This window comes from Roseobacter insulae (assembly GCF_019375555.1).
GTDB classification, from domain to species: domain Bacteria; phylum Pseudomonadota; class Alphaproteobacteria; order Rhodobacterales; family Rhodobacteraceae; genus Roseobacter; species Roseobacter insulae.
The window spans coordinates 424,473-442,334 of sequence record NZ_JAHXDN010000003.1; the positions used below are offsets into that span (position 1 = coordinate 424,473).

Sequence of the window (17,862 nt, forward strand, 5' to 3'; positions counted from 1 at the left end):
TTTTTTTGTGACCGCAGCCCCCTTGCGCCGTGCAAGGCTGCTATGCAGGGTGCGACGCCGCGCGGTGTTGAACCTCCCGCGTCAGATCGTTTACACATGGAGAGAGTGTGGCGCAGTTCAGCGCCATGTGGTTGAGGAAAATCTCTATGGCCCCGCGCGACCTGAAAATTCCTGAACAGCGCCACCCCGAAAAGGCGCGGCGTCCGGATAACCCTCAACCGAAAAAACCTGAATGGATTCGGGTGAAAGCGCCGGGCGGGCAGGGCTATGCCGATACCGCGCGGATCATGCGTGAAAACAATCTGGTCACGGTGTGCGAGGAAGCAGGCTGCCCGAACGTCGGAGAATGCTGGTCGCAGGGCCATGCCACCATGATGATCATGGGCGAAGTCTGCACCCGCGCGTGCACGTTCTGCAACATTGCCACCGGCAAGCCCCCGGAAGCGCTGGACGCGTTCGAGCCGGGTCGCGTGGCGCATGCGGTCGAAAAGCTGGGCCTGAACCACGTGGTGATCACATCGGTGGACCGCGATGATGTCGAGGATGGCGGCGCCGATCACTTTGCCCAGACGATTCGCGCGATCCGGCACCGCAGCCCGGACACGACGATCGAGATTCTGACGCCGGATTTTATCAGATGCGGCCCCGAAGCGCTTGAAGTTGTGGTCGAAGCGCGCCCCGATGTTTTCAATCACAACCTTGAAACCGTGCCGGGCCTCTATCCGGAAGTCCGCCCCGGCGCGCGCTATTTCCACTCCCTGCGGCTTTTGCAAAGGGTCAAGGAGCTTGATCCGGCAATGTTCACGAAGTCCGGCATCATGGTTGGCCTGGGCGAAGACAGGCAATCCGTTATTCAGGTCATGGAAGACATGCGGGCGGCGGATATCGATTTCCTGACGATCGGCCAGTATTTGCAGCCGACCCCCAAACATCACCGCGTGGATCGATTCGTGCATCCCGATGAATTTGCCGCCTATGAAAAAGCCGCCTACGGCAAGGGGTTCCTGATGGTCTCCGCCACACCTCTGACCCGGTCATCTTACCATGCCGGCGACGATTTTGCCCGTCTTCGGGAGGCGCGCAACCGCAAGCTGGGCATTGCCTGAGCGACAGTGACGTCACGTTAGCGGGGGAAAGCATTATTGCCATTCCCATGAATTTGGCAGAACAGATGGTGTAGCCATCTCCCAATTTCCACTAAAGAAAGTTGCCTCCCATGACGGATGTCCATTGGGCTGTTTTTGCCCTTAGAGATTTGAACCAAGCCATCGACCAGAAACGCTACGACGTTGCATCTTATCATATCAATGACGCAATTTATGCGATCATTGCACGCGACGCTCAGGATACCGCCCCGCTGCATGATACGAAAACGCGGCAGGTGGATGCGAACAAGCGCTGAAGCGCGGTCCCCTTTCAGGGCACCGGGGCGACTTTCTTAAGGTATGATGCAAGCGCCGCGCGATCGGCCTCCGGCAATTGCGCGAGGTTCTCGATCACCTCAACCATTTCGCCCCCGGCGCTGTCGTAATCCGGTGTCAGCCCGGATGTGAAATAGGCGATCATATCCTCCTCGGACCACGCGAGGGCGGACGGCGTGATGTTGGGTATCCTGCCTTTGCCCGAAGGATTCGGCGCACCGCCAAGCCAGCGCGACCTGTCCAGACCCCCCAGGGCGGTTCTGGGCGTGTGGCATTCCGCGCAATGGGCAAGCCCTTCCGCAAGATAGCGGCCCCGGGTTTCAGCCGGGGTGAGGGGGCCGGTCACCTCGTATCCGGTGTCGAAGTAGAGCGCTTTCCAGACGCCAACGCCCCGCCTGATCGAAAACGGCAGCCCCACATCATGCGGACGATTGGCGACATCGCTTGCAGGCAGGCTTTGCATGTAGGAAAACAGGTCCACCAGATCCTGCGGGGTCATCTTGGCATAGGCGGTGTAAGGGAATGCCGGGTAATAATGCTGCCCCGCAGGGGAGACGCCGCGTGTCACCGCGTCTGTAAATTCCTGCCGGGACCACCCGCCAATGCCCGCCGTCGGATCGGGTGAGATATTGGGCGCAAAGAACGTTCCAAAATCACTGGCAAAGGCGCGGCCACCCGACAGGATCAGCCGTGCGTCGCCCTCCGCATTCGGTGCTGCGTGACAAGAGGCACATCCGGCGGCCGCAAAAACCAATGCGCCAGCCGCCGGATCAGCTTCGGACGTCCCCGTGAAATCAACGTCTGACCTGTCAGGACGGGTGACAATCAGCCCCGCCGACGTCGCCAGCGCAGCGCCGATCACACCCAACAGCAAAAACCACCGCATCATCCGCGGCGCTTAGTTCTTGGGGCCGCGATAGGCCTTGTGGCAGGTGCTGCACGTACCGCCAAGATCGCCCATGGCGGCCTGCAAGGCGGCCTGATCGGTTCCCGCAGCCTGCGCCATCGCAGCCGCAGCTGTTTCGAGAGCCGTTGCTGCCTTGTCAAAGCCTGCGGCGTCGCTCCAGATTTCCGCCTTTGCGCGGGTCCCGTCGACCGTGCCCTGCACGGAACCCTCCAGCCACAGGATGCTGCGATCCAGCTTGGCGACAGCTTCGAGGTTCGCCGCTGCCGCGCTTGCAGTGGCGCTGTCATAAGGCGTTACACCCTTTGCCATATCGCCAAGGATCGCCGTGTTGAAACTGACCAGCTTCATTTGCGCCTGACGTGCGGCAATGGCGGCTTGCAGGGCCTTGTCCGCATGACCATCGCCAATTGCAGTACCGGCAATCGCAGTCAGAACAAGACTGGCAGCAAGCGGAACGACAAATATTTTCTTCATTTTCAGCTCTCCTGTTGTGGCTTCAGATAGGCTAGCACGCAGCTGCCGCAGTCGGGAATCACGAATGCGATACCGTGGTATTGTCCGGGATTATCGGGCTGAACAGGTGATCGGTAACCATAAGATTTCCGGCGGCGGTATGAAAAACCCTCAGCCTTCGAGGAAGCGCACTTTGCCGATATAGGGCAGGTTGCGATTGCGTTGTGCATAATCGATCCCGTAACCCACGACAAATTCATCTGGGATTTCGAAGCCGGTCCAACTGGCCTTGAAATCAACCTCGCGACGGCTGGGTTTATCGAGAAGGGCAATGGATTTGAGCCGTGCGGGATGGCGGCTCTCCAACAGGTGCGTGACGTGGTTCAGGGTGTGGCCGGTGTCCACGATATCCTCAACCACGAGAACATCACGGCCTTCAATAGCACCCCGCAAGTCCTTGAGAATGCGCACTTCCCTTGAACTCTCCATGACATCGCCGTAGCTGGAGGCTTCCAGAAAATCCACTTCGATCGGCAAATCCAGTTCGCGCACGAGATCGGCAATGAACACGAAGCTGCCGCGCAGAAGACCCACGACAACCAGCTTGTCCGTCCCGTCGTACTCTTTCTGGATTTCCCGGCATAAATCCTCGATCCGCGCCGCGATGGCCTTGGCTGAGATCATCTCGTCTATGACATAAGGACGCGTCGGCATGGGTTAGACCTTGATATTAGGGGGCGGACATAGGACATGGATGGCTAACCTTCATGAGCCTACAAATCAATGCCAACCCACTCCGAGACACGAACACTTCCCTATACCGCACAGCAAATGTACGATCTGGTCGCCGACGTCGACAGCTACCCCGCGTTCCTGCCATGGTGTTCTGCCGCCCGCGTCAAATCCGTCACCACGAAGGGAGACACCGAAGTGATGGAAGCCGATCTCGTGATCAGCTTCAAGGTGTTCCGCGAGCGCTTTACCAGCCGCGTTGTTCTGCATCCCAAGGATATGAACATCGACACCGAATATCTTGACGGGCCGTTCCGCTACATGAAATCCAACTGGGGGTTCAGGGATGTCGACGGCGGATGCGACGTCAGCTTCTTTGTCGATTTCGCCTTTCGGAACATGATCCTGCAGCGGCTGATCGGGGTGGTTTTCAATGAAGCCATGCACCGCATCGTGCGGGCCTTCGAAACGCGCGCGAGGGAACTCTATGGCCCGGCCGATGCTTGATCTGCCCGCATCCCGGTAAGAAAGGGGTGGCGATGACCATTACCGACGCGCTGCTTGCATTTGCCACGGTCGAGGCAGACAGGGATGCGCGTGACATGATGCGCCTGTCTCTGTTCGACTGGGCGGTCTGCGGGCTGGGAGGGGCTGGTGATCCCGGGTTTGACGCCTTCCGCCGGTCCGTGCTGGCGCAGGGCGGGCAGGCCGAGGCTTCGGTTCTGGGTGGCGGGCGGCTTCCCGCGCCATCCGCCGCCCTGCTGAACGGTACACTCAGCCATGCGCTGGATTTCGACGACACGCATTTTGCCCATATCGGGCACCCGTCCGTGGCGGTAGTCCCGGCAGCCCTTGCGCTGTCGCAAAGGAACGGGCTGTCTTTTGACGCAATGCTCGATGCCGCCCTGGTCGGTGTCGAGGCCTCGATCCATGTCGGCCTCTGGCTCGGCCGCGCCCATTATCAGATAGGTTTTCACCAGACGGCAACGGCCGGGGCGTTCGGGGCGACGCTGGCCGCCGCGCGGCTGCTCGATCTGACGCCATTGCAAATGCGCCATGCGCTGGGTCTCTGCGCCTCTCTGGCCTCCGGCGTGAAGGCGCAGTTCGGCACCGCGGCAAAACCCCTGAACGCGGGGCTCGCTGCGCGCAGCGGGGTGGAGGCCGCGCTCTGGGCGCATACGGGGATGACGGCGGCTGCGGATGGGCTCGCAGGATCGCTGGGGTTCGGCGATACGCATCACGCCGCGGGCGCAACCGACCATCTGGAAACCCTGGGTCAGCGACCGTGGCGGATCATGTCGATCAGCCATAAATTTCATGCGTGCTGTCACGGGTTGCACGCGATGCTCGAAGCCTTGGGCGATGCAGATATCTCCCCCGATGACATTTCCCGAGTGACGGTCAAAACCCATCCGCGGTGGATGAGCGTTTGCAACAAGCCTGACCCTGACACCGGGCTTGCGGCCAAATTCAGCTATCGGCACACCGCCGCCATGGCGCTGAGCGGATGTTCCACCGCCCACAGCCAGATGTTCACCGATCAGGTTGCGATTGACCCGGGGCTGGTCGCGCTGCGCCAGAGGGTTTTCGTAGTAGAGGACGCCGAGTTGACCGAAATGCAGGCGCGGGTGCGGCTTGAGCGGCAGAGCGGTCACCCGATCGAAGTCTTCCACGACCTTGCCGCGCCGCTTACCCCGGCAACCCGCGAGCGCAAACTGCGCGACAAGGCGTCCGGGGTGCTGGGCACGGCCCCGGCCGAGCAACTGTGGAGCGCGGTCGCGCAGGGAGATCTGGCGCAGTTCAGCGCGGCACTGGAGCGATCATAGCGCCGACAGAAGCAAGTTCAGCGCATGATCGCGCGCGGCAGCCCGCACCTGCACACGCCCGCGGGGCCCAAAGTCAATGGTTTCGACCGTTACGCCGTCCTGATCGGCCACGGCGAAACACACACGGCCTTCGGGCTTGTGCTCCGATCCACCCGGACCTGCAATGCCGGTGATGGAAACCGCGACATCGGCCCCCGACCTTGCTAGCGAACCTGTGGCCATTTCAACGGCGACCGGTTCGGACACGGCACCATGGCTGTCGAGCGTGCGCCCGGCGACGCCGAGCATCTCGATCTTGGCGGCGTTGGAATAGGTAATGAAACCACGATCCACGACCACTGATGAGCCCGGGATATCCGTCAATGCCGCAGCGACCATCCCCCCGGTACAGCTTTCGGCGGTAGCGATCCTCTTGCCCTGGGAGGTTGCTTTTTCAATGACTTGAAAGGCAAGGCTCATGTCAACACGCCGTGGTACAGGATTGCCAGCAGCACAACCCCGATGGCCGCGAAGAGACCGGCGATCACATCATCCAGCATCACGCCCAAGGCATCACCGCGCCGGTCCGCCCATCCGACAGGGCCGGGTTTGACAATGTCGAACAGACGAAAGAGCACGAAGGCGGCGATCCAGCCGGGCCACATTTCCAGAATGTTCAACCCTTTCGACCACGCCGCATAGGACAGGGGCAGTAAGGCGATCCATTGACCCACCAACTCGTCCACGACAATTTCCGACGGATCGTGGTTGTCGCTGTCTCTGGTCATCTTGCCGGTCGCCCACCAGCCCTTGATAAAGGCCACGATCGCCCCGAGAAGCAGCAGCGGAAATCCCCCCAGCACATGCAGCAGCCAGGCCCAGGGCATGGCCACGAGCGACCCCCACGTCCCGGGCGCAGGGCGGATGTACCCGGTGCCCAGCACGGTTCCGATCAAGGTGGCGATCTGTTTCATGGCGTCACCAGTGTGGCGGTGGCAATGCAGGCAATCCCTTCACCCCGGCCGGTAAAGCCGAGCTGCTCCGAGGTCGTGGCCTTGACCGATACGCGATCCTCGGCAAGGCCCGCGATGGCGGCAAGGGCCGCGCGCATCTTCTGGGCATGCGGCCCGATCTTGGGAAATTCGCAGATCAGCGTGCAATCGATGTTGGATATCTTGAACCCCCGGGTGCCCGCAAGGGTTACGGCATGGCGCAGGAATACGTCGCTTGCGGCCCCCTTCCACTGTGGATCACTGGGTGGAAAATGCTGCCCGATATCGCCTTCGGCCAGCGCGCCATAAAGGGCATCGGTCACGCTGTGCAAGGCCACATCCGCATCAGAATGACCGACAAGCCCCTGATCATGAGGGATTTTCACGCCACAGAGGATGACGTGATCACCGGGCCCGAAGGCATGCACGTCAAATCCGTTACCCAGCCTGATGTCCATGGCGCTCCCTCAATATCCTTTCTGCCCGGGCAAAATCCTCGGGCAGGGTAATTTTCAGGTTGTCCTCGCTGCCGGGCGTGATGGTCACCGGCAATTTCGCGCGTTGTGCCAGCGCGACGTCGTCGGTGGCCCCGTCGGGAAAGGCGCGGTGCGCCGCAAGGATACTGTCGAAATGAAACCCCTGAGGCGTCTGCGCGCGAAACAGGTTGTCGCGGTCCACCATGCCCGCGACCTGACCGTTCTCGCCCCGCCACAGCGCATCGACCACCGGCACGCCGGGTGCGGCGGCGGGCGTCTGCTCCAACCCGGCCAGAACACCGTCAATAACCTGCGCTGACACGCAGGGCCGGGCGGCATCATGGATCAGCACGCGGTCGCAAGCGCCTTCCAGCACCCGCAGGCCCGCGAGCACAGAGGCGCTCCGCGTGGCGCCGCCCGACACGATGTCGGCGGCAGGCTGCGCGGGCCAGTTTCCGGCCGCAAGATCGTCCGGATGCAAGACGAGGACAAGCCGGTCGATCCGGGCATGATCTGCGAAAACCTGCATCGCATGCTGCGCGCTGCTGCGCCCGGCCAGCGGACGCCACTGCTTGGGGTCACCGGCGCCCGCCCGCGTCCCTCTGCCCGCTGCTACGATCACTGCGGCAATCTTCATCTGTTCACACACCCCGTCATGATCACGTGTCTATGGCTTTGGCGGCGCAGAGGCAATTGGTCAGGACATGTGCCTAATTATTGTGCAAACACAACTGCGGTCCCGTTACGATAGCCTTGCAATATTGAGGTAATCCCCTGCAATTGGTACATCCAAAGCCAGTGCACAAGGATTAAGCAAGTGAGCTCTGTCGCCCTCCCAATTGATTTGACGCCGCCCGTGTTGCTGGCGCCGATGGCAGGAATCACCGATTTGCCGTTCCGGACGCTTGTTGCAAGCTTTGGGGCGGGCCTTGTGGTTTCGGAAATGGTGGCCAGTCACGATATGCTGAATGCCCGCCCCGGCAGCCGGGAAAAGGCAGAGCTGGGGCTGGGGGCCGTTGGCACCGCCGTTCAGCTTGCGGGGCGCGAAGCTGCCCCGATGGCGGAAGCCGCGCGCATGGTTGCGGGGCAGGGCGCGCAGGTGATCGACATCAACATGGGATGCCCGGCAAAAAAGGTGACCCAGGGCTACTCCGGTTCTGCGCTGATGCGCACGGCGGACCACGCTTTGACGTTGATCGAGGCCGTGGTGAAGGCCGTGGATATCCCGGTTACCCTGAAAACCCGGTTGGGCTGGGATGATCAGATGCGCAACGCACCGGAGATTGCGCGACGCGCCGAGGCGGCAGGCACTCAGATGATCACCATACACGGGCGTACGCGGTGCCAGTTTTACAAGGGGCAGGCGGACTGGATGGCGATTGCCGCAGTCAAGGAGGCCGTCAACATCCCCGTGATCGCCAATGGTGATATCGTTGACAGCGCCACCGCGCACCGTGCCTTGCAACACTCCGGTGCCGATGGGGTCATGGTCGGGCGGGGCGCGCGGGGAAAGCCGTGGTTGCTGGCGCAGATCGCCCACGCCCTGTTTGACCGCAACGCGCCGACCATCCCGCAGGGCAGGCAGCTGGCCGAAATGGTGCAGGCGCATTACGAGGCGATGATCCGGTTTTACGGCCCCGAACTTGGCTTTCGTGTCGCGCGAAAACACCTCGGCTGGTACATGGATACCTGCCGTACGCCCGCGGATGTCCGGCGCGCGGTTTTGACCGCGCCCAACATCACGACCACCTTGTCGCTGGTGGGCGAGGCCTGCGACGTCGACACGCGGGTGGCCGCATGAACTCTGACAAGGCGATCTGGGCCAGCCTGCCGATCCCGACGCTGATCATCGGGCCGGACAATCTGATTGTCGACATCAATTCAGCCGCCGAGGGCTTTCTCAACGTCTCTGCCAAATCCGTGCGCGACGCGCCGGTCTGGGACCAGATCGCCGTCAATGACCCGCTGGAAGCCGCCTTTGAGCGGGCGCGGTCCAGCAACACGCCGCTTTTCGTCAACGATGTCGACGTTGGCAGCGGCCAGAGAGCGCCCATGCAATCGGACCTTCAGGTTGCGCCGCTGGTGGGCAACCCCGGCCATATGATCCTGATGATCTCGCCGCGCGAACTGGCGGGGCGCATGACGCAGAACCACTCCGTCAAATCGGCCGCGAAATCGGCGATCGGGATGGCTGAAATGCTGGCTCACGAAATCAAGAACCCGCTGGCCGGCATTACCGGGGCCGCGCAGTTGCTGAGCATGAACCTGGGCGCGGATGATCTTGAACTGACCGACCTGATCGTCGAGGAAAGCCGCCGGATCGTGAAGCTGTTGGGGCAGGTCGAACAGTTTGGCAACCTGTCGGTGCCGGACTTCAAGCCGGTGAATATCCACGACGTGCTGGACCGCGCGCGCCGCTCGGCCCTGCTGGGATTCGGTGCGCATATGAAGATCGTGGAGGACTACGACCCCTCCCTGCCGCTCGCCTTCGGCGATCCCGATCAGTTGCTGCAGGTCATCCTGAACCTGCTGAAAAACGCGTCCGAAGCCTCGGGCGGGGCGGCGGGCACCATTCGTCTGCACAGCTATTTCGAGCATTCCTTTCGCCTGCGCCGGTCCGATGGATCGGGCAAATCGCTGCCCCTGCAGATCGAGATCATCGATGATGGCCCCGGCCTGCCCGAAAACATCAAGGGCGATGTCTTTGACCCGTTCGTATCGGGCAAGGATAACGGCACCGGTCTGGGGCTGGCGCTCGTCAGCAAGATCATTTCCGATCACGACGGGTGGATATCGGTCACCTCGGTGCCCGGCAAAACCGTCTTTCGCATTTCATTGTCACGCGCGCCCGAAGGGGCACGCGCAGACGACACCTAGGAGAACGCAGACATGGATGGCACAGTACTCGTTGCTGACGACGACAGAACGATCCGTACGGTTCTGACCCAGGCCCTGACACGGGCGGGGTGCAAGGTTCATGCCACCTCCAGCCTGACGACCCTGATGCGCTGGGTCGGCGAGGGCAAAGGCGATGTTGTGATCTCTGACGTGATGATGCCGGATGGCAACGGGCTGGAAATGCTGCCGAAGATCGCCGAAGATCGACCGGGTTTGCCGGTGATCGTCATCTCGGCGCAGAACACCATCATGACGGCCATTCAGGCCGCGGAAGCCGAGGCCTACGACTACCTGCCCAAACCGTTTGATCTGCCGGACCTGATGAAACGGACGGCGCGCGCGCTGGAGACCAGACCCCAGGGGCGGAACGCGGTGATGGAATCGGACGGACGCCCGGACGAGCTGCCGCTGGTTGGGCGCACGGCGGTGATGCAATCGCTCTACAGGGTGGTCGCCCGGGTGATGAATACCGATCTGCCGGTGTTGATCTGGGGAGAATCGGGCACGGGTAAATCGCTGATCGCACGGGCAATCCACGACTTTTCCGACCGGCGCAACCTGCCTTTCATCACGGCGGCATCGACCGATCTGCAGGATCTCGAAGGGCCCGCCCGGCTGCTGGCACGGGTCAAGGGGGGCACGCTTCTGATCGAGGAAATCGGCGATCTGCCCGCGGAGCTGCAGGCCCGGCTGGTGCATATGATGGACACACCCGGTGAATACCAGCCGCGGTTTCTGGCAACCAGCCAGTCGGACCTGAACGATGCGATGGAAGCAGGACAGGTTCGCAAGGATCTTTACTACCGGCTGAGCGGTGCAACGCTGACCGTCCCGGCATTGCGCGAACGGGTGGACGATATCCCCGTGCTGGCGGATTACTTCCTCGCGAAAGCCGAAGCCGCCGGCGGCGCGCATCGGCAGCTCTCCGCGCAGGCGGGCGAGATTTTCCGCAATTACAGCTGGCCCGGCAATGTCCGGCAGTTGGAAAACGCCATCCGCCGTCTGGGTCTGACTAGCCGTGCGCTGGAGATATCGGCAAGCGAGGTGGAGCAGGTTCTGGGCGCGCAACCCGATCTGGAGCCGATGCGCGCGGCCGGCAATACCGAAAAACTGGGCACCTCAGTGGAACGACACCTGCGCCGGTATTTCGACCTGCACGGGAATATGTTGCCGCCTGCGGGTCTCTACGCACGGATTCTGCGGGAAGTCGAAGCGCCTCTGATCGAAATTGCATTGGAAGCGACCGGTGGAAATCAGGCTAAATGCGCGGATTTGCTGGGAATTAACCGAAATACCCTGCGCAAGAAGATCACTGACCTCGATATTGAGGTGACACGCCGCCGCAAATTGATGTAAAACCGCCACACAAAGCGTGGCCATTGGGGGACACCCCGATCAGGACCACAAGATAAAGCGGTTCGGCGCGATAGCGCCACATCATTGGTGAGGGCATCGGGTGACTCCCCGTGTAGAAAGGACACTATGGCTTCGGCTCGGGCGTTTGCGCCGGATCAGGCGCGTGCGCAATGCGGCGACGTTGGGGTTGGTCGTTCTCGGGCCGGTACTTGCCCTCTCGACCTACCTCGTTCTGGGGCCTTTCGGGCAGACGGGCAACACGCTTGGTTTGCGGCTGATCCTGCTGGCCGATATCGTCTACATTCTGGTGGTCGCCGCGCTGGTGCTCGCACAGGTCGGTCGTCTGATCGCGGCGCGGCGCGCCAAATCCGCCGGATCCCGATTACACCTGCGGCTGACCGGCGTGTTTGCCCTGCTGGCGCTCATTCCGACGGTCACCGTGGCGATCTTTGCCGGTCTGACCATCAATGTCGGGCTTGAGGGATGGTTTTCCGACCGGGTGCGCGAGGTGGTTGGCAGTTCGCTGGCAGCGGCGCAGGCCTATGAGGCGGAGCAGCGGGTGGACCTCGCCGAAGATGCCGCAGCACTGGCCGAGAGTATCGACGAGGCGCGCCGGTCCGGTGTCCTGATCTCCGACAGCGAACTGGTCAGCGAAGGTCAGCGTCAGATCCAACGTGGCTTGCGCGAAGCCTATCTGATCGATGGCACAAGGGAAATCCGCGCGCGCGGCGACCGGTCATATCTGTTTGATTATGAGCCGCCGACCGAAGCGCAGATGCGCGATGCTGACACTCAGGACGTGGTGATTATCGAGGACTGGAGCAACAACGAATACCGGGCGCTGGTGCGACTATCGTCATTTGTCGACCGCTTCCTCTTTGTCAGCCGGGACGTGGACGGGGAGATCCTGTCCCTGCTGGACGAAACGCAGGAAACCGTGCGGCTCTACCAGCAGCTGGAAAATGAACGCGGGCGGATGCTGTTTGATTTCGTCCTTCTGTATCTGGCCTTTGCCCTGATTCTGATACTTGCAGCCATCTGGCTCGGCCTGTGGTTTGCCGAGCGCCTGTCCGGCCCGGTGGGTCGGCTGACGGGGGCAGCGCAGCAGGTCGGGGCCGGTGATCTGGACGTTCAGGTGCGCGAGGATATCGGCGACGATGAAATTGCGATGCTGGGCCGGTACTTCAACCAGATGACCCGGCAGCTGAAGGCGCAGCGCGACACCCTGGTGGAAAACACGCAGCAGATTGAACGGCGCCGCAGGCTGTTCGATTCCGTCTTGAGTTCGGTGACGTCGGGCGTCGTAGGTCTCGACCCGCAGGGCAGGGTCACCTTTGTCAACAAGTCGGCGGAACGGCTGCTGGACTGGCATACCGGGCAACAGTCCCTGGCGCTCAAGGTCGCCGTGCCCGAGTTCGGGCCGCTCTTCGATATGATCGTCAAGTCCCGCAATGAGGTTGTGCAGGGCGAGGTCAAAGTCTCCAGACAGCGCCGTCTGGAAAACCTTCTGGTGCGTATGGCGACGCGGCGCTCGCAGGATGGCACCCTCGAAGGCTACGTTGTCGCCTTTGAAGATGTCACCGATCTGGTCAGCGCTCAGAGAATGGCCGCCTGGGGCGACGTGGCGCGCCGCATCGCCCATGAGATCAAGAACCCGCTGACCCCGATCCAGCTGTCAGCCGAACGCATCAAACGCAAGTTTTCACCCAAGGTTGGTGACGACAGCGAAACGCTTGAGCAGATGACGGATGTGATCGTGCGGCAAACCGGTGATCTGCGCCGGATCGTCGACGAGTTTTCCAAGTTCGCGCGGATGCCGGAACCCGACCGCTCCTCTCTTGATCTGGCGGAACTGGTGCGCGACGCGGTTGTCCTGCAGCAGGCGGGGCAACCGGACGTCCAGATCACGGCAGAGCTGCCGGACGGTTCTGTGATGGCCGATCTGGATGGCACAATGATCAGCCAGGCCTTGACGAACCTGATCAAGAACGCAGGTGAAGCCATTGATACACTGAAGGAAAAGGGCGCACCGGAAGACCACGCGCCGCACATCCGGGTGCAGTTGTCCTGTGCGAACCAACGCGCCACCATCACCATTGCCGACAATGGCATCGGTCTGCCCGAAGACCGCGCCCGCCTGTTTGAACCCTATGTGACGACGCGCAGCGAAGGCACCGGGCTGGGCCTGCCGATCGTGAAAAAGATTATTGAAGAGCACGGCGGCAGCCTCGTGCTCGAAGACGCGCCGGTATTCGACGGCCAAACCCATTCCGGTGCCATGGCGGTAATTTCACTGCCGGTTACGCCCGGCGCCGCGGACCCATCCCCCCTGCAGGAAGGAACTTGATCGATGAGCGATATTCTCATTGTTGATGATGAACGAGATATCCGGGAACTGATTTCTGATATCTTGATTGATGAAGGTTTCGCCACACGTCTGGCCGGTAACTCCGACGACGCGATGGCCGCGATCAACGCGGAAGCACCGGCGCTGATCATTCTGGATATCTGGCTGAAAGACAGCCGGATGGATGGGATCGACATCCTCAAAACCGTGAAACAGGACAATCCGGATGTTCCTGTGGTGATCATCTCCGGGCATGGGAACATCGAAATCGCCGTCGCCGCGATCAAGCAGGGGGCCTATGACTTCATCGAAAAGCCGTTCAACATAGACCAGTTGCTGGTGGTGATCCGGCGGGCGATGGAAACCTCGCGCCTGCGCCGCGAGAACCAGAGCCTGCGCCGCCGCGATGTGACGACGTCGGAAATGGTCGGCGCGTCAGCCGCCTTCCGGGGGGTTGTGAGCCAGCTCGACAAGGTCACCAAATCCAACGGCCGGGTGATGCTGACCGGACCGGCAGGCTGTGGCAAGGAAGTGGCCGCGCGCTACATCCATGCCAACTCCAACCGCGCCTCGGCACCCTTCGTCACCGTCAATTGCGCTGGCGTCGCGCCGGAGCGCATGGAAGAAGTGCTCTTTGGCCGCGAGACGGCGGAACGCGGGGTCGAGCCGGGATTGCTGGAAGAGGCACATGGCGGGGTCATCTATTTCGACGAGGTGGCCGATATGCCAATCGGCACGCAGTCAAAGATCCTGCGGGTGCTGGTGGACCAGCAGTTCCAGCGCGTGGGCGGCAATGACAAGGTGCGGGTCGATCTGCGGGTCATCTCTTCGACCAACCGGGATCTGGAGCAGGCGATTGCCGCGGGCACGTTCCGCGAAGAGCTCTATCACCGTCTGAACGTGGTGCCGATTGCCGTGCCATCGCTGGAAGAACGGCGCGAGGATATTCCCGCCCTCGCGGAACACTTCATTTCGGAAATGAACACGGTGCAGGGGCTGCCGCTGCGCGCGCTGAGCGATGATGCGATTGCGCTCATGCAGACGATGATCTGGCCTGGCAATGTGCGCCAGTTGAAAAACCTGATCGAGCGGGTGCTGATCCTTGGGGATGGCACCGGCCCGATCGAAGCGCGCGAGCTTCCGGGGGTCGAGGAAGGCAGTGACGATGAGAGCCGCGTCGTGCTCTCCGGCGCCCTTGCGACCCTTGCGCTGCGCGAGGCACGGGAGGCCTTTGAGCGGGAATATCTGCTGACCCAGATCAACCGCTTTGGCGGCAATATCTCGCGCACGGCCAATTTCGTCGGGATGGAGCGGTCTGCGCTGCACCGCAAGCTGAAATCCCTGGGCGTTGTCACCTCCGCCAAATCCGGCACCCGCGTGGCCCATGTGGACGAGGAAGCCGACGCCGCCGAATAGAAGACGCTCGGAGGGGCTAGCGGGCGATTTCGGCCAGCACGTCGACCCCCTGCATTTTCAGGAAATGCAGCATATCGATGAACACCCAGTTTTCCGCCAGTTTATCGCCGGATCGGCGGTAGACATCGACAACCCGCATATCGGCGCGGACATCGTTGGCGGGCACGCCCATGAAACCGTTGGCATTGCTCAGCGTCAGGTTGGGCCAGCCGAAGAAGCCGCCATAGGTGCCCTCGCTCATCCGGCACAAATGGCCGTTGAAGGCGCGCCCGGACAGCCCCGTGCGAAAAGGTTGCTGGTGTTGTTCGATGTATCGATCGATGGTGTATGTCGCACCAATGCCTGCAGGGCCCCACCAGATCATGTTGTCTGTCCAGTCATTCGCCAGTTCCTGCTGTGGGCTTGGCGGCTTTTCGGCGGCGTTGGCGTGATCGATGGACCCGATCAACTGGTTGATCAGGGCAAGCGTCCTTGCGCTCTCCGCCGTGTCCTGACCGGTCATAACCAGCCCGTCATGCGTCATCGGGCCGGGCTGCACCAGATGCACGCCGGTCTGCGGCGCGCGCAACGGGGTCAGCCCCGCCTGAAGCATCAGGTGCAGCAGATCAACAAAGAGCGCCGTCCGGGTGATGCGGCCGTTGTCCACCTTGTTGAATTCCGCATAGCGCAGAAACGCCATTTTCCGGGTGGCCGGGATGCCGAGGAAAGGTGCATCGAAAAGCCCCATGAGGTGCCCCATAGAACAGGTCCATTGCCCGTGGAACCCGTCAATCTCGTTCAACCCGGCAAAAAAGATGTCTTCGCGCCGCTGCACCCGCGTGAACGCCTGCAGAAACGGTCGCCAGAAAACGTCAGCGATGGCCCTTGCACCGGTCTGCTCGTGAAACGGGTGCATCCCGTACCAATGACAGTCGTCGCTCAGGCTTTGACCCAGAACCCTGCCCACGGTATCCGGTGTCGCGGTGGAGAGGGCGGCATAATGCGCCTGAACGGTGGATTTGACGGTTTGCAGGTCGGGTGCGGTGGGATTCGATATGTTCATAAACGCAGCAGTAGAAAGCCCGCGCCCCGGTTTCCAGCCCAAATGCGACGCGACTATCGCACCCGGGTCACAATCTGCCAGGTTTTGTCCCGGTTGCGGATGGCGCAGCTGCGCGGTGACAGCCGGGGCAGGACCTCGGTCGCGCCCACAGGCACCTTGCTGGAGATGTTTGCCGGGCAATTCGGCACTGTGACGCGGGTATATCCCTTGTCGGCCATGCATTGCACTTCCGCGCGCCTGCGCAAATCGGCATTGACATCCACGGTGTAAACCTCGCCGGGGATGTAGTATCCGCCGCGCGTGTAACACTGTCCGTTGGCGTCACAATACCGCCGGGCCGGGATGTAGCGCGGCGGATCGCGGCGCAGTTGATTTGCGACAGGAACGGCCTGCAAAGTGCTGATCTCGCAGGATAAAGCATCTGTCTCCATCCGCGTGACCGCCACCCCCTCCCGATGATAAATCGTCAAGGGGGCACAGCCTGCCAGGATCAGCAGGCCAGCGATCAGGGTAAAAGCGACGTGGCGGTCTCTCATAAGGTTAATTTGCCCGGATTTCCCACCAAGGACAATTGAATTGACCACCTCTGGGCCATCTGCCATTCAGAAGATCGCGAAATGGTCGAAGGACGCATACCGCATGAAAGTCATTATCTGTGGCGCAGGACAGGTGGGGTGGCAAATTGCACGCCACCTTTCTGGCGAACGTAATGATGTCACCGTTGTCGACAGCAATCCCGATCTGGTACGCCGTGCGACCGATACGCTTGATGTGCAGGGCATTGCCGGGTTTGCGAGCTATCCCGATGTGCTGGACCGCGCCGGCGCCCGCGATGCGGAGATGATCATCGCCGCCACTTATTCGGACGAGGTCAACATGGTCACCTGCCAGGTGGCGCATTCAGTCTTTGGCATCAACCGCAAGATCGCGCGGTTGCGCAGCCAGTCCTACCTCAATGCCATCTATTCCGATCTCTATCGCCGCGATCACATGCCGATCGACGTGGTGATCAGCCCGGAGAAAGAAGTGGCGTCCGCCGCCTTGCAACGGCTGTCGGCACCTGCTGCCTTTGACACAGAGGTCTTCATGAACGGCCAGGCCCATCTGATGGGCATCGCGATCGAGGAAGAATGCCCGGTGGTGAACACGCCCTTGCGGCAGCTGACCGACCTGTTTTCAACCCTGCGGGCCACGGTTGTGGCGGTACGCCGGGAAGGCACGCTTTTCGCGCCCGAAGCCAAGGACCAGATATTTGTCGGCGATGAATGCTACGTGTTTACGCATGCAGACGACATTCCGCGCACGCTGGAGATCTTTGGCAAGAAAGTCACCAAGCAGGACCGCGTGGTGCTGGTGGGCGGTGGCAACGTCGGTCTGGCCGTGGCGCAGACCCTTGAGGCGCGGGCCAAGAGAGTGCGCGCCAAGGTGATCGAGAAAAACCGCATATGCGCCGAACGCGCCGCGGAAGCGTTGGAGCGCACCATCGTGCTGAACGGTGACGGTCTGGATGCCGCACTTCTGGCCGAGGCGGGCATTTCGCGCGCCGATGCGATGCTGGCCATCACCGATGACGACAAGACCAACATGCTGGCCTGCGTACGCGCCAAGGCCGAAGGATGCCCCTATACGATTGCGCTGATCAACGACCCGACACTGGTGCCGCTGATGACGCCCCTGGGTATTGATGCCTACATCAACCCGCGCGCGACAACTGTCAGCTCGATCCTGCGTCACATCCGGCATGGCCGGGTGCGGGCGGTCTATTCCATCGGCGACGCGGAGGCCGAGGTCATCGAGGCGGAGGTGCTCTCGACTTCGCCGCTGGCGGGCAAGCGGGTGTCGGAAGTCGATTTCCCCGAGGGCGTTCTCGTGGGCGCCATCCGCAAGGGCGACGACGTGATCCGCCCGATGGGCAGCACCCGGATCGACGAAGGCGATGTGATCGCGATCTTCGCGCTGGCGGAGGATGTGCCGGAGGTGGAGCGGCTGATGCAGGTCTCCATCGACTTTTTCTAAC

Annotated in this window: 19 protein-coding genes; 10 read left to right on the plus strand and 9 right to left on the minus strand. The window is 61.7% G+C overall.

Translation table 11 applies throughout. The annotated features are described in order from the left end of the window. Positions 1–146: 146 nt before the first annotated feature. Both lipA and KX928_RS13565 read left to right on the plus strand, forming a co-directional pair. Positions 147–1,106 (plus strand): lipoyl synthase, encoded by a 960-nt coding sequence (gene lipA, locus KX928_RS13560; RefSeq protein ID WP_219503411.1) that lies wholly within the window; start codon positions 147–149, stop codon positions 1,104–1,106. Positions 1,107–1,216: 110 nt separating this feature from the next. Continuing rightward, on the plus strand, positions 1,217–1,402 hold the full coding sequence (locus tag KX928_RS13565; RefSeq protein WP_219503426.1) for a hypothetical protein: 186 nt from the start codon (positions 1,217–1,219) through the stop codon (positions 1,400–1,402). Positions 1,403–1,416: 14 nt separating this feature from the next. Here the strand turns inward: KX928_RS13565 and KX928_RS13570 are convergent, their stop codons facing one another. The 3 genes from KX928_RS13570 to hpt form a co-directional block, all read right to left on the minus strand. Then, positions 1,417–2,307: a c-type cytochrome gene (locus tag KX928_RS13570; RefSeq protein ID WP_219503847.1), complete on the minus strand. Its 891-nt coding sequence runs from the start codon at positions 2,305–2,307 to the stop codon at positions 1,417–1,419. Between the two features lie 12 nt (positions 2,308–2,319). Continuing rightward, positions 2,320–2,802, minus strand: a complete 483-nt coding sequence (locus KX928_RS13575; protein ID WP_219503428.1) for a c-type cytochrome — start codon at positions 2,800–2,802, stop codon at positions 2,320–2,322. Between the two features lie 150 nt (positions 2,803–2,952). Beyond that, the gene (gene hpt / locus KX928_RS13580; RefSeq protein ID WP_219503430.1) at positions 2,953–3,495 is read right to left on the minus strand and encodes a hypoxanthine phosphoribosyltransferase; all 543 of its coding nucleotides are present in this window, start codon (positions 3,493–3,495) and stop codon (positions 2,953–2,955) included. A 69-nt stretch (positions 3,496–3,564) separates the two neighbouring features. Here hpt and KX928_RS13585 point away from each other — a divergent pair, with 69 nt between their 5' ends. Next, entirely contained in the window at positions 3,565–4,020 is a 456-nt protein-coding gene (locus KX928_RS13585; RefSeq protein WP_219503434.1) for a type II toxin-antitoxin system RatA family toxin, read from the plus strand. Positions 4,021–4,052: 32 nt separating this feature from the next. Continuing rightward, a complete protein-coding gene (locus tag KX928_RS13590; protein WP_219503436.1) occupies positions 4,053–5,339 on the plus strand; it encodes an MmgE/PrpD family protein in 1,287 nt (428 codons plus the stop codon). Here the strand turns inward: KX928_RS13590 and KX928_RS13595 are convergent. The 4 genes from KX928_RS13595 to ispD are packed head-to-tail and all read right to left on the minus strand — an operon-like array spanning position 5,334 to position 7,423. After that, complete coding sequence (locus tag KX928_RS13595; protein ID WP_219503439.1) at positions 5,334–5,798, minus strand: CinA family protein; 465 nt, start codon at positions 5,796–5,798, stop codon at positions 5,334–5,336. The two genes, KX928_RS13590 and KX928_RS13595, sit on opposite strands and share 6 nt — an antisense overlap. After that, positions 5,795–6,292, minus strand: a complete 498-nt coding sequence (locus KX928_RS13600; protein ID WP_219503442.1) for a phosphatidylglycerophosphatase A family protein — start codon at positions 6,290–6,292, stop codon at positions 5,795–5,797. Before KX928_RS13600 ends, KX928_RS13595 begins: the two co-directional genes overlap by 4 nt. Then, entirely contained in the window at positions 6,289–6,768 is a 480-nt protein-coding gene (gene ispF / locus KX928_RS13605) for a 2-C-methyl-D-erythritol 2,4-cyclodiphosphate synthase (protein WP_219503444.1), read from the minus strand. Before ispF ends, KX928_RS13600 begins: the two co-directional genes overlap by 4 nt. Further along, positions 6,749–7,423, minus strand: coding sequence for a 2-C-methyl-D-erythritol 4-phosphate cytidylyltransferase (ispD, locus tag KX928_RS13610; protein WP_219503446.1), 675 nt, complete (start codon positions 7,421–7,423; stop codon positions 6,749–6,751). Before ispD ends, ispF begins: the two co-directional genes overlap by 20 nt. 234 nt (positions 7,424–7,657) lie before the next feature. Between ispD and dusB the strand changes: the two genes are divergently transcribed. The 5 genes from dusB (at position 7,658) to ntrX (ending at position 14,803) form a co-directional block, all read left to right on the plus strand. After that, positions 7,658–8,587 carry a tRNA dihydrouridine synthase DusB gene (gene dusB / locus KX928_RS13615; protein WP_257883798.1) on the plus strand — a complete coding sequence of 310 codons (930 nt, stop codon included), beginning with the start codon at positions 7,658–7,660 and terminating at the stop codon, positions 8,585–8,587. Then, the gene (locus KX928_RS13620; protein ID WP_219503452.1) at positions 8,584–9,663 is read left to right on the plus strand and encodes a two-component system sensor histidine kinase NtrB; all 1,080 of its coding nucleotides are present in this window, start codon (positions 8,584–8,586) and stop codon (positions 9,661–9,663) included. The genes dusB and KX928_RS13620 overlap by 4 nt, the downstream gene beginning before the upstream one ends. A 12-nt stretch (positions 9,664–9,675) precedes the next feature. Further along, entirely contained in the window at positions 9,676–11,040 is a 1,365-nt protein-coding gene (locus KX928_RS13625; protein WP_219503455.1) for a response regulator, read from the plus strand. Between the two features lie 100 nt (positions 11,041–11,140). Continuing rightward, on the plus strand, positions 11,141–13,387 hold the full coding sequence (locus KX928_RS13630; RefSeq protein WP_219503458.1) for a sensor histidine kinase NtrY-like: 2,247 nt from the start codon (positions 11,141–11,143) through the stop codon (positions 13,385–13,387). Positions 13,388–13,390: 3 nt separating this feature from the next. Then, positions 13,391–14,803 carry a nitrogen assimilation response regulator NtrX gene (gene ntrX / locus KX928_RS13635; RefSeq protein WP_219503461.1) on the plus strand — a complete coding sequence of 471 codons (1,413 nt, stop codon included), beginning with the start codon at positions 13,391–13,393 and terminating at the stop codon, positions 14,801–14,803. 16 nt (positions 14,804–14,819) lie between these two features. Here the strand turns inward: ntrX and KX928_RS13640 are convergent, their stop codons facing one another. Both KX928_RS13640 and KX928_RS13645 read right to left on the minus strand, forming a co-directional pair. After that, positions 14,820–15,845, minus strand: coding sequence for a nuclear transport factor 2 family protein (locus KX928_RS13640; protein WP_219503464.1), 1,026 nt, complete (start codon positions 15,843–15,845; stop codon positions 14,820–14,822). A 53-nt stretch (positions 15,846–15,898) separates the two neighbouring features. Next, the gene (locus KX928_RS13645) at positions 15,899–16,381 is read right to left on the minus strand and encodes a hypothetical protein (RefSeq protein ID WP_257883761.1); all 483 of its coding nucleotides are present in this window, start codon (positions 16,379–16,381) and stop codon (positions 15,899–15,901) included. 103 nt (positions 16,382–16,484) lie between these two features. On the opposite strand from KX928_RS13645, the gene trkA reads away from it, so the two are divergent. Beyond that, positions 16,485–17,861 (plus strand): Trk system potassium transporter TrkA, encoded by a 1,377-nt coding sequence (gene trkA / locus KX928_RS13650; RefSeq protein WP_219503470.1) that lies wholly within the window; start codon positions 16,485–16,487, stop codon positions 17,859–17,861. Position 17,862 lies beyond the last annotated feature (1 nt).

Excerpts from the sequence above, each read along its gene's own strand:
- lipA (WP_219503411.1), top strand. The coding sequence starts at position 147 with ATGGCCCCGCGCGACCTGAAAATTCCTGAACAGCGCCACCCCGAAAAG.
- KX928_RS13565 (WP_219503426.1), top strand. The coding sequence starts at position 1,217 with ATGACGGATGTCCATTGGGCTGTTTTTGCCCTTAGAGATTTGAACCAA.
- KX928_RS13570 (WP_219503847.1), bottom strand. The coding sequence starts at position 2,307 with ATGCGGTGGTTTTTGCTGTTGGGTGTGATCGGCGCTGCGCTGGCGACG.
- KX928_RS13575 (WP_219503428.1), bottom strand. The coding sequence starts at position 2,802 with ATGAAGAAAATATTTGTCGTTCCGCTTGCTGCCAGTCTTGTTCTGACT.
- hpt (WP_219503430.1), bottom strand. The coding sequence starts at position 3,495 with ATGCCGACGCGTCCTTATGTCATAGACGAGATGATCTCAGCCAAGGCC.
- KX928_RS13585 (WP_219503434.1), top strand. The coding sequence starts at position 3,565 with ATGCCAACCCACTCCGAGACACGAACACTTCCCTATACCGCACAGCAA.
- KX928_RS13590 (WP_219503436.1), top strand. The coding sequence starts at position 4,053 with ATGACCATTACCGACGCGCTGCTTGCATTTGCCACGGTCGAGGCAGAC.
- KX928_RS13595 (WP_219503439.1), bottom strand. The coding sequence starts at position 5,798 with ATGAGCCTTGCCTTTCAAGTCATTGAAAAAGCAACCTCCCAGGGCAAG.
- KX928_RS13600 (WP_219503442.1), bottom strand. The coding sequence starts at position 6,292 with ATGAAACAGATCGCCACCTTGATCGGAACCGTGCTGGGCACCGGGTAC.
- ispF (WP_219503444.1), bottom strand. The coding sequence starts at position 6,768 with ATGGACATCAGGCTGGGTAACGGATTTGACGTGCATGCCTTCGGGCCC.
- ispD (WP_219503446.1), bottom strand. The coding sequence starts at position 7,423 with ATGAAGATTGCCGCAGTGATCGTAGCAGCGGGCAGAGGGACGCGGGCG.
- dusB (WP_257883798.1), top strand. The coding sequence starts at position 7,658 with ATGGCAGGAATCACCGATTTGCCGTTCCGGACGCTTGTTGCAAGCTTT.
- KX928_RS13620 (WP_219503452.1), top strand. The coding sequence starts at position 8,584 with ATGAACTCTGACAAGGCGATCTGGGCCAGCCTGCCGATCCCGACGCTG.
- KX928_RS13625 (WP_219503455.1), top strand. The coding sequence starts at position 9,676 with ATGGATGGCACAGTACTCGTTGCTGACGACGACAGAACGATCCGTACG.
- ntrX (WP_219503461.1), top strand. The coding sequence starts at position 13,391 with ATGAGCGATATTCTCATTGTTGATGATGAACGAGATATCCGGGAACTG.
- KX928_RS13640 (WP_219503464.1), bottom strand. The coding sequence starts at position 15,845 with ATGAACATATCGAATCCCACCGCACCCGACCTGCAAACCGTCAAATCC.
- KX928_RS13645 (WP_257883761.1), bottom strand. The coding sequence starts at position 16,381 with ATGAGAGACCGCCACGTCGCTTTTACCCTGATCGCTGGCCTGCTGATC.
- trkA (WP_219503470.1), top strand. The coding sequence starts at position 16,485 with ATGAAAGTCATTATCTGTGGCGCAGGACAGGTGGGGTGGCAAATTGCA.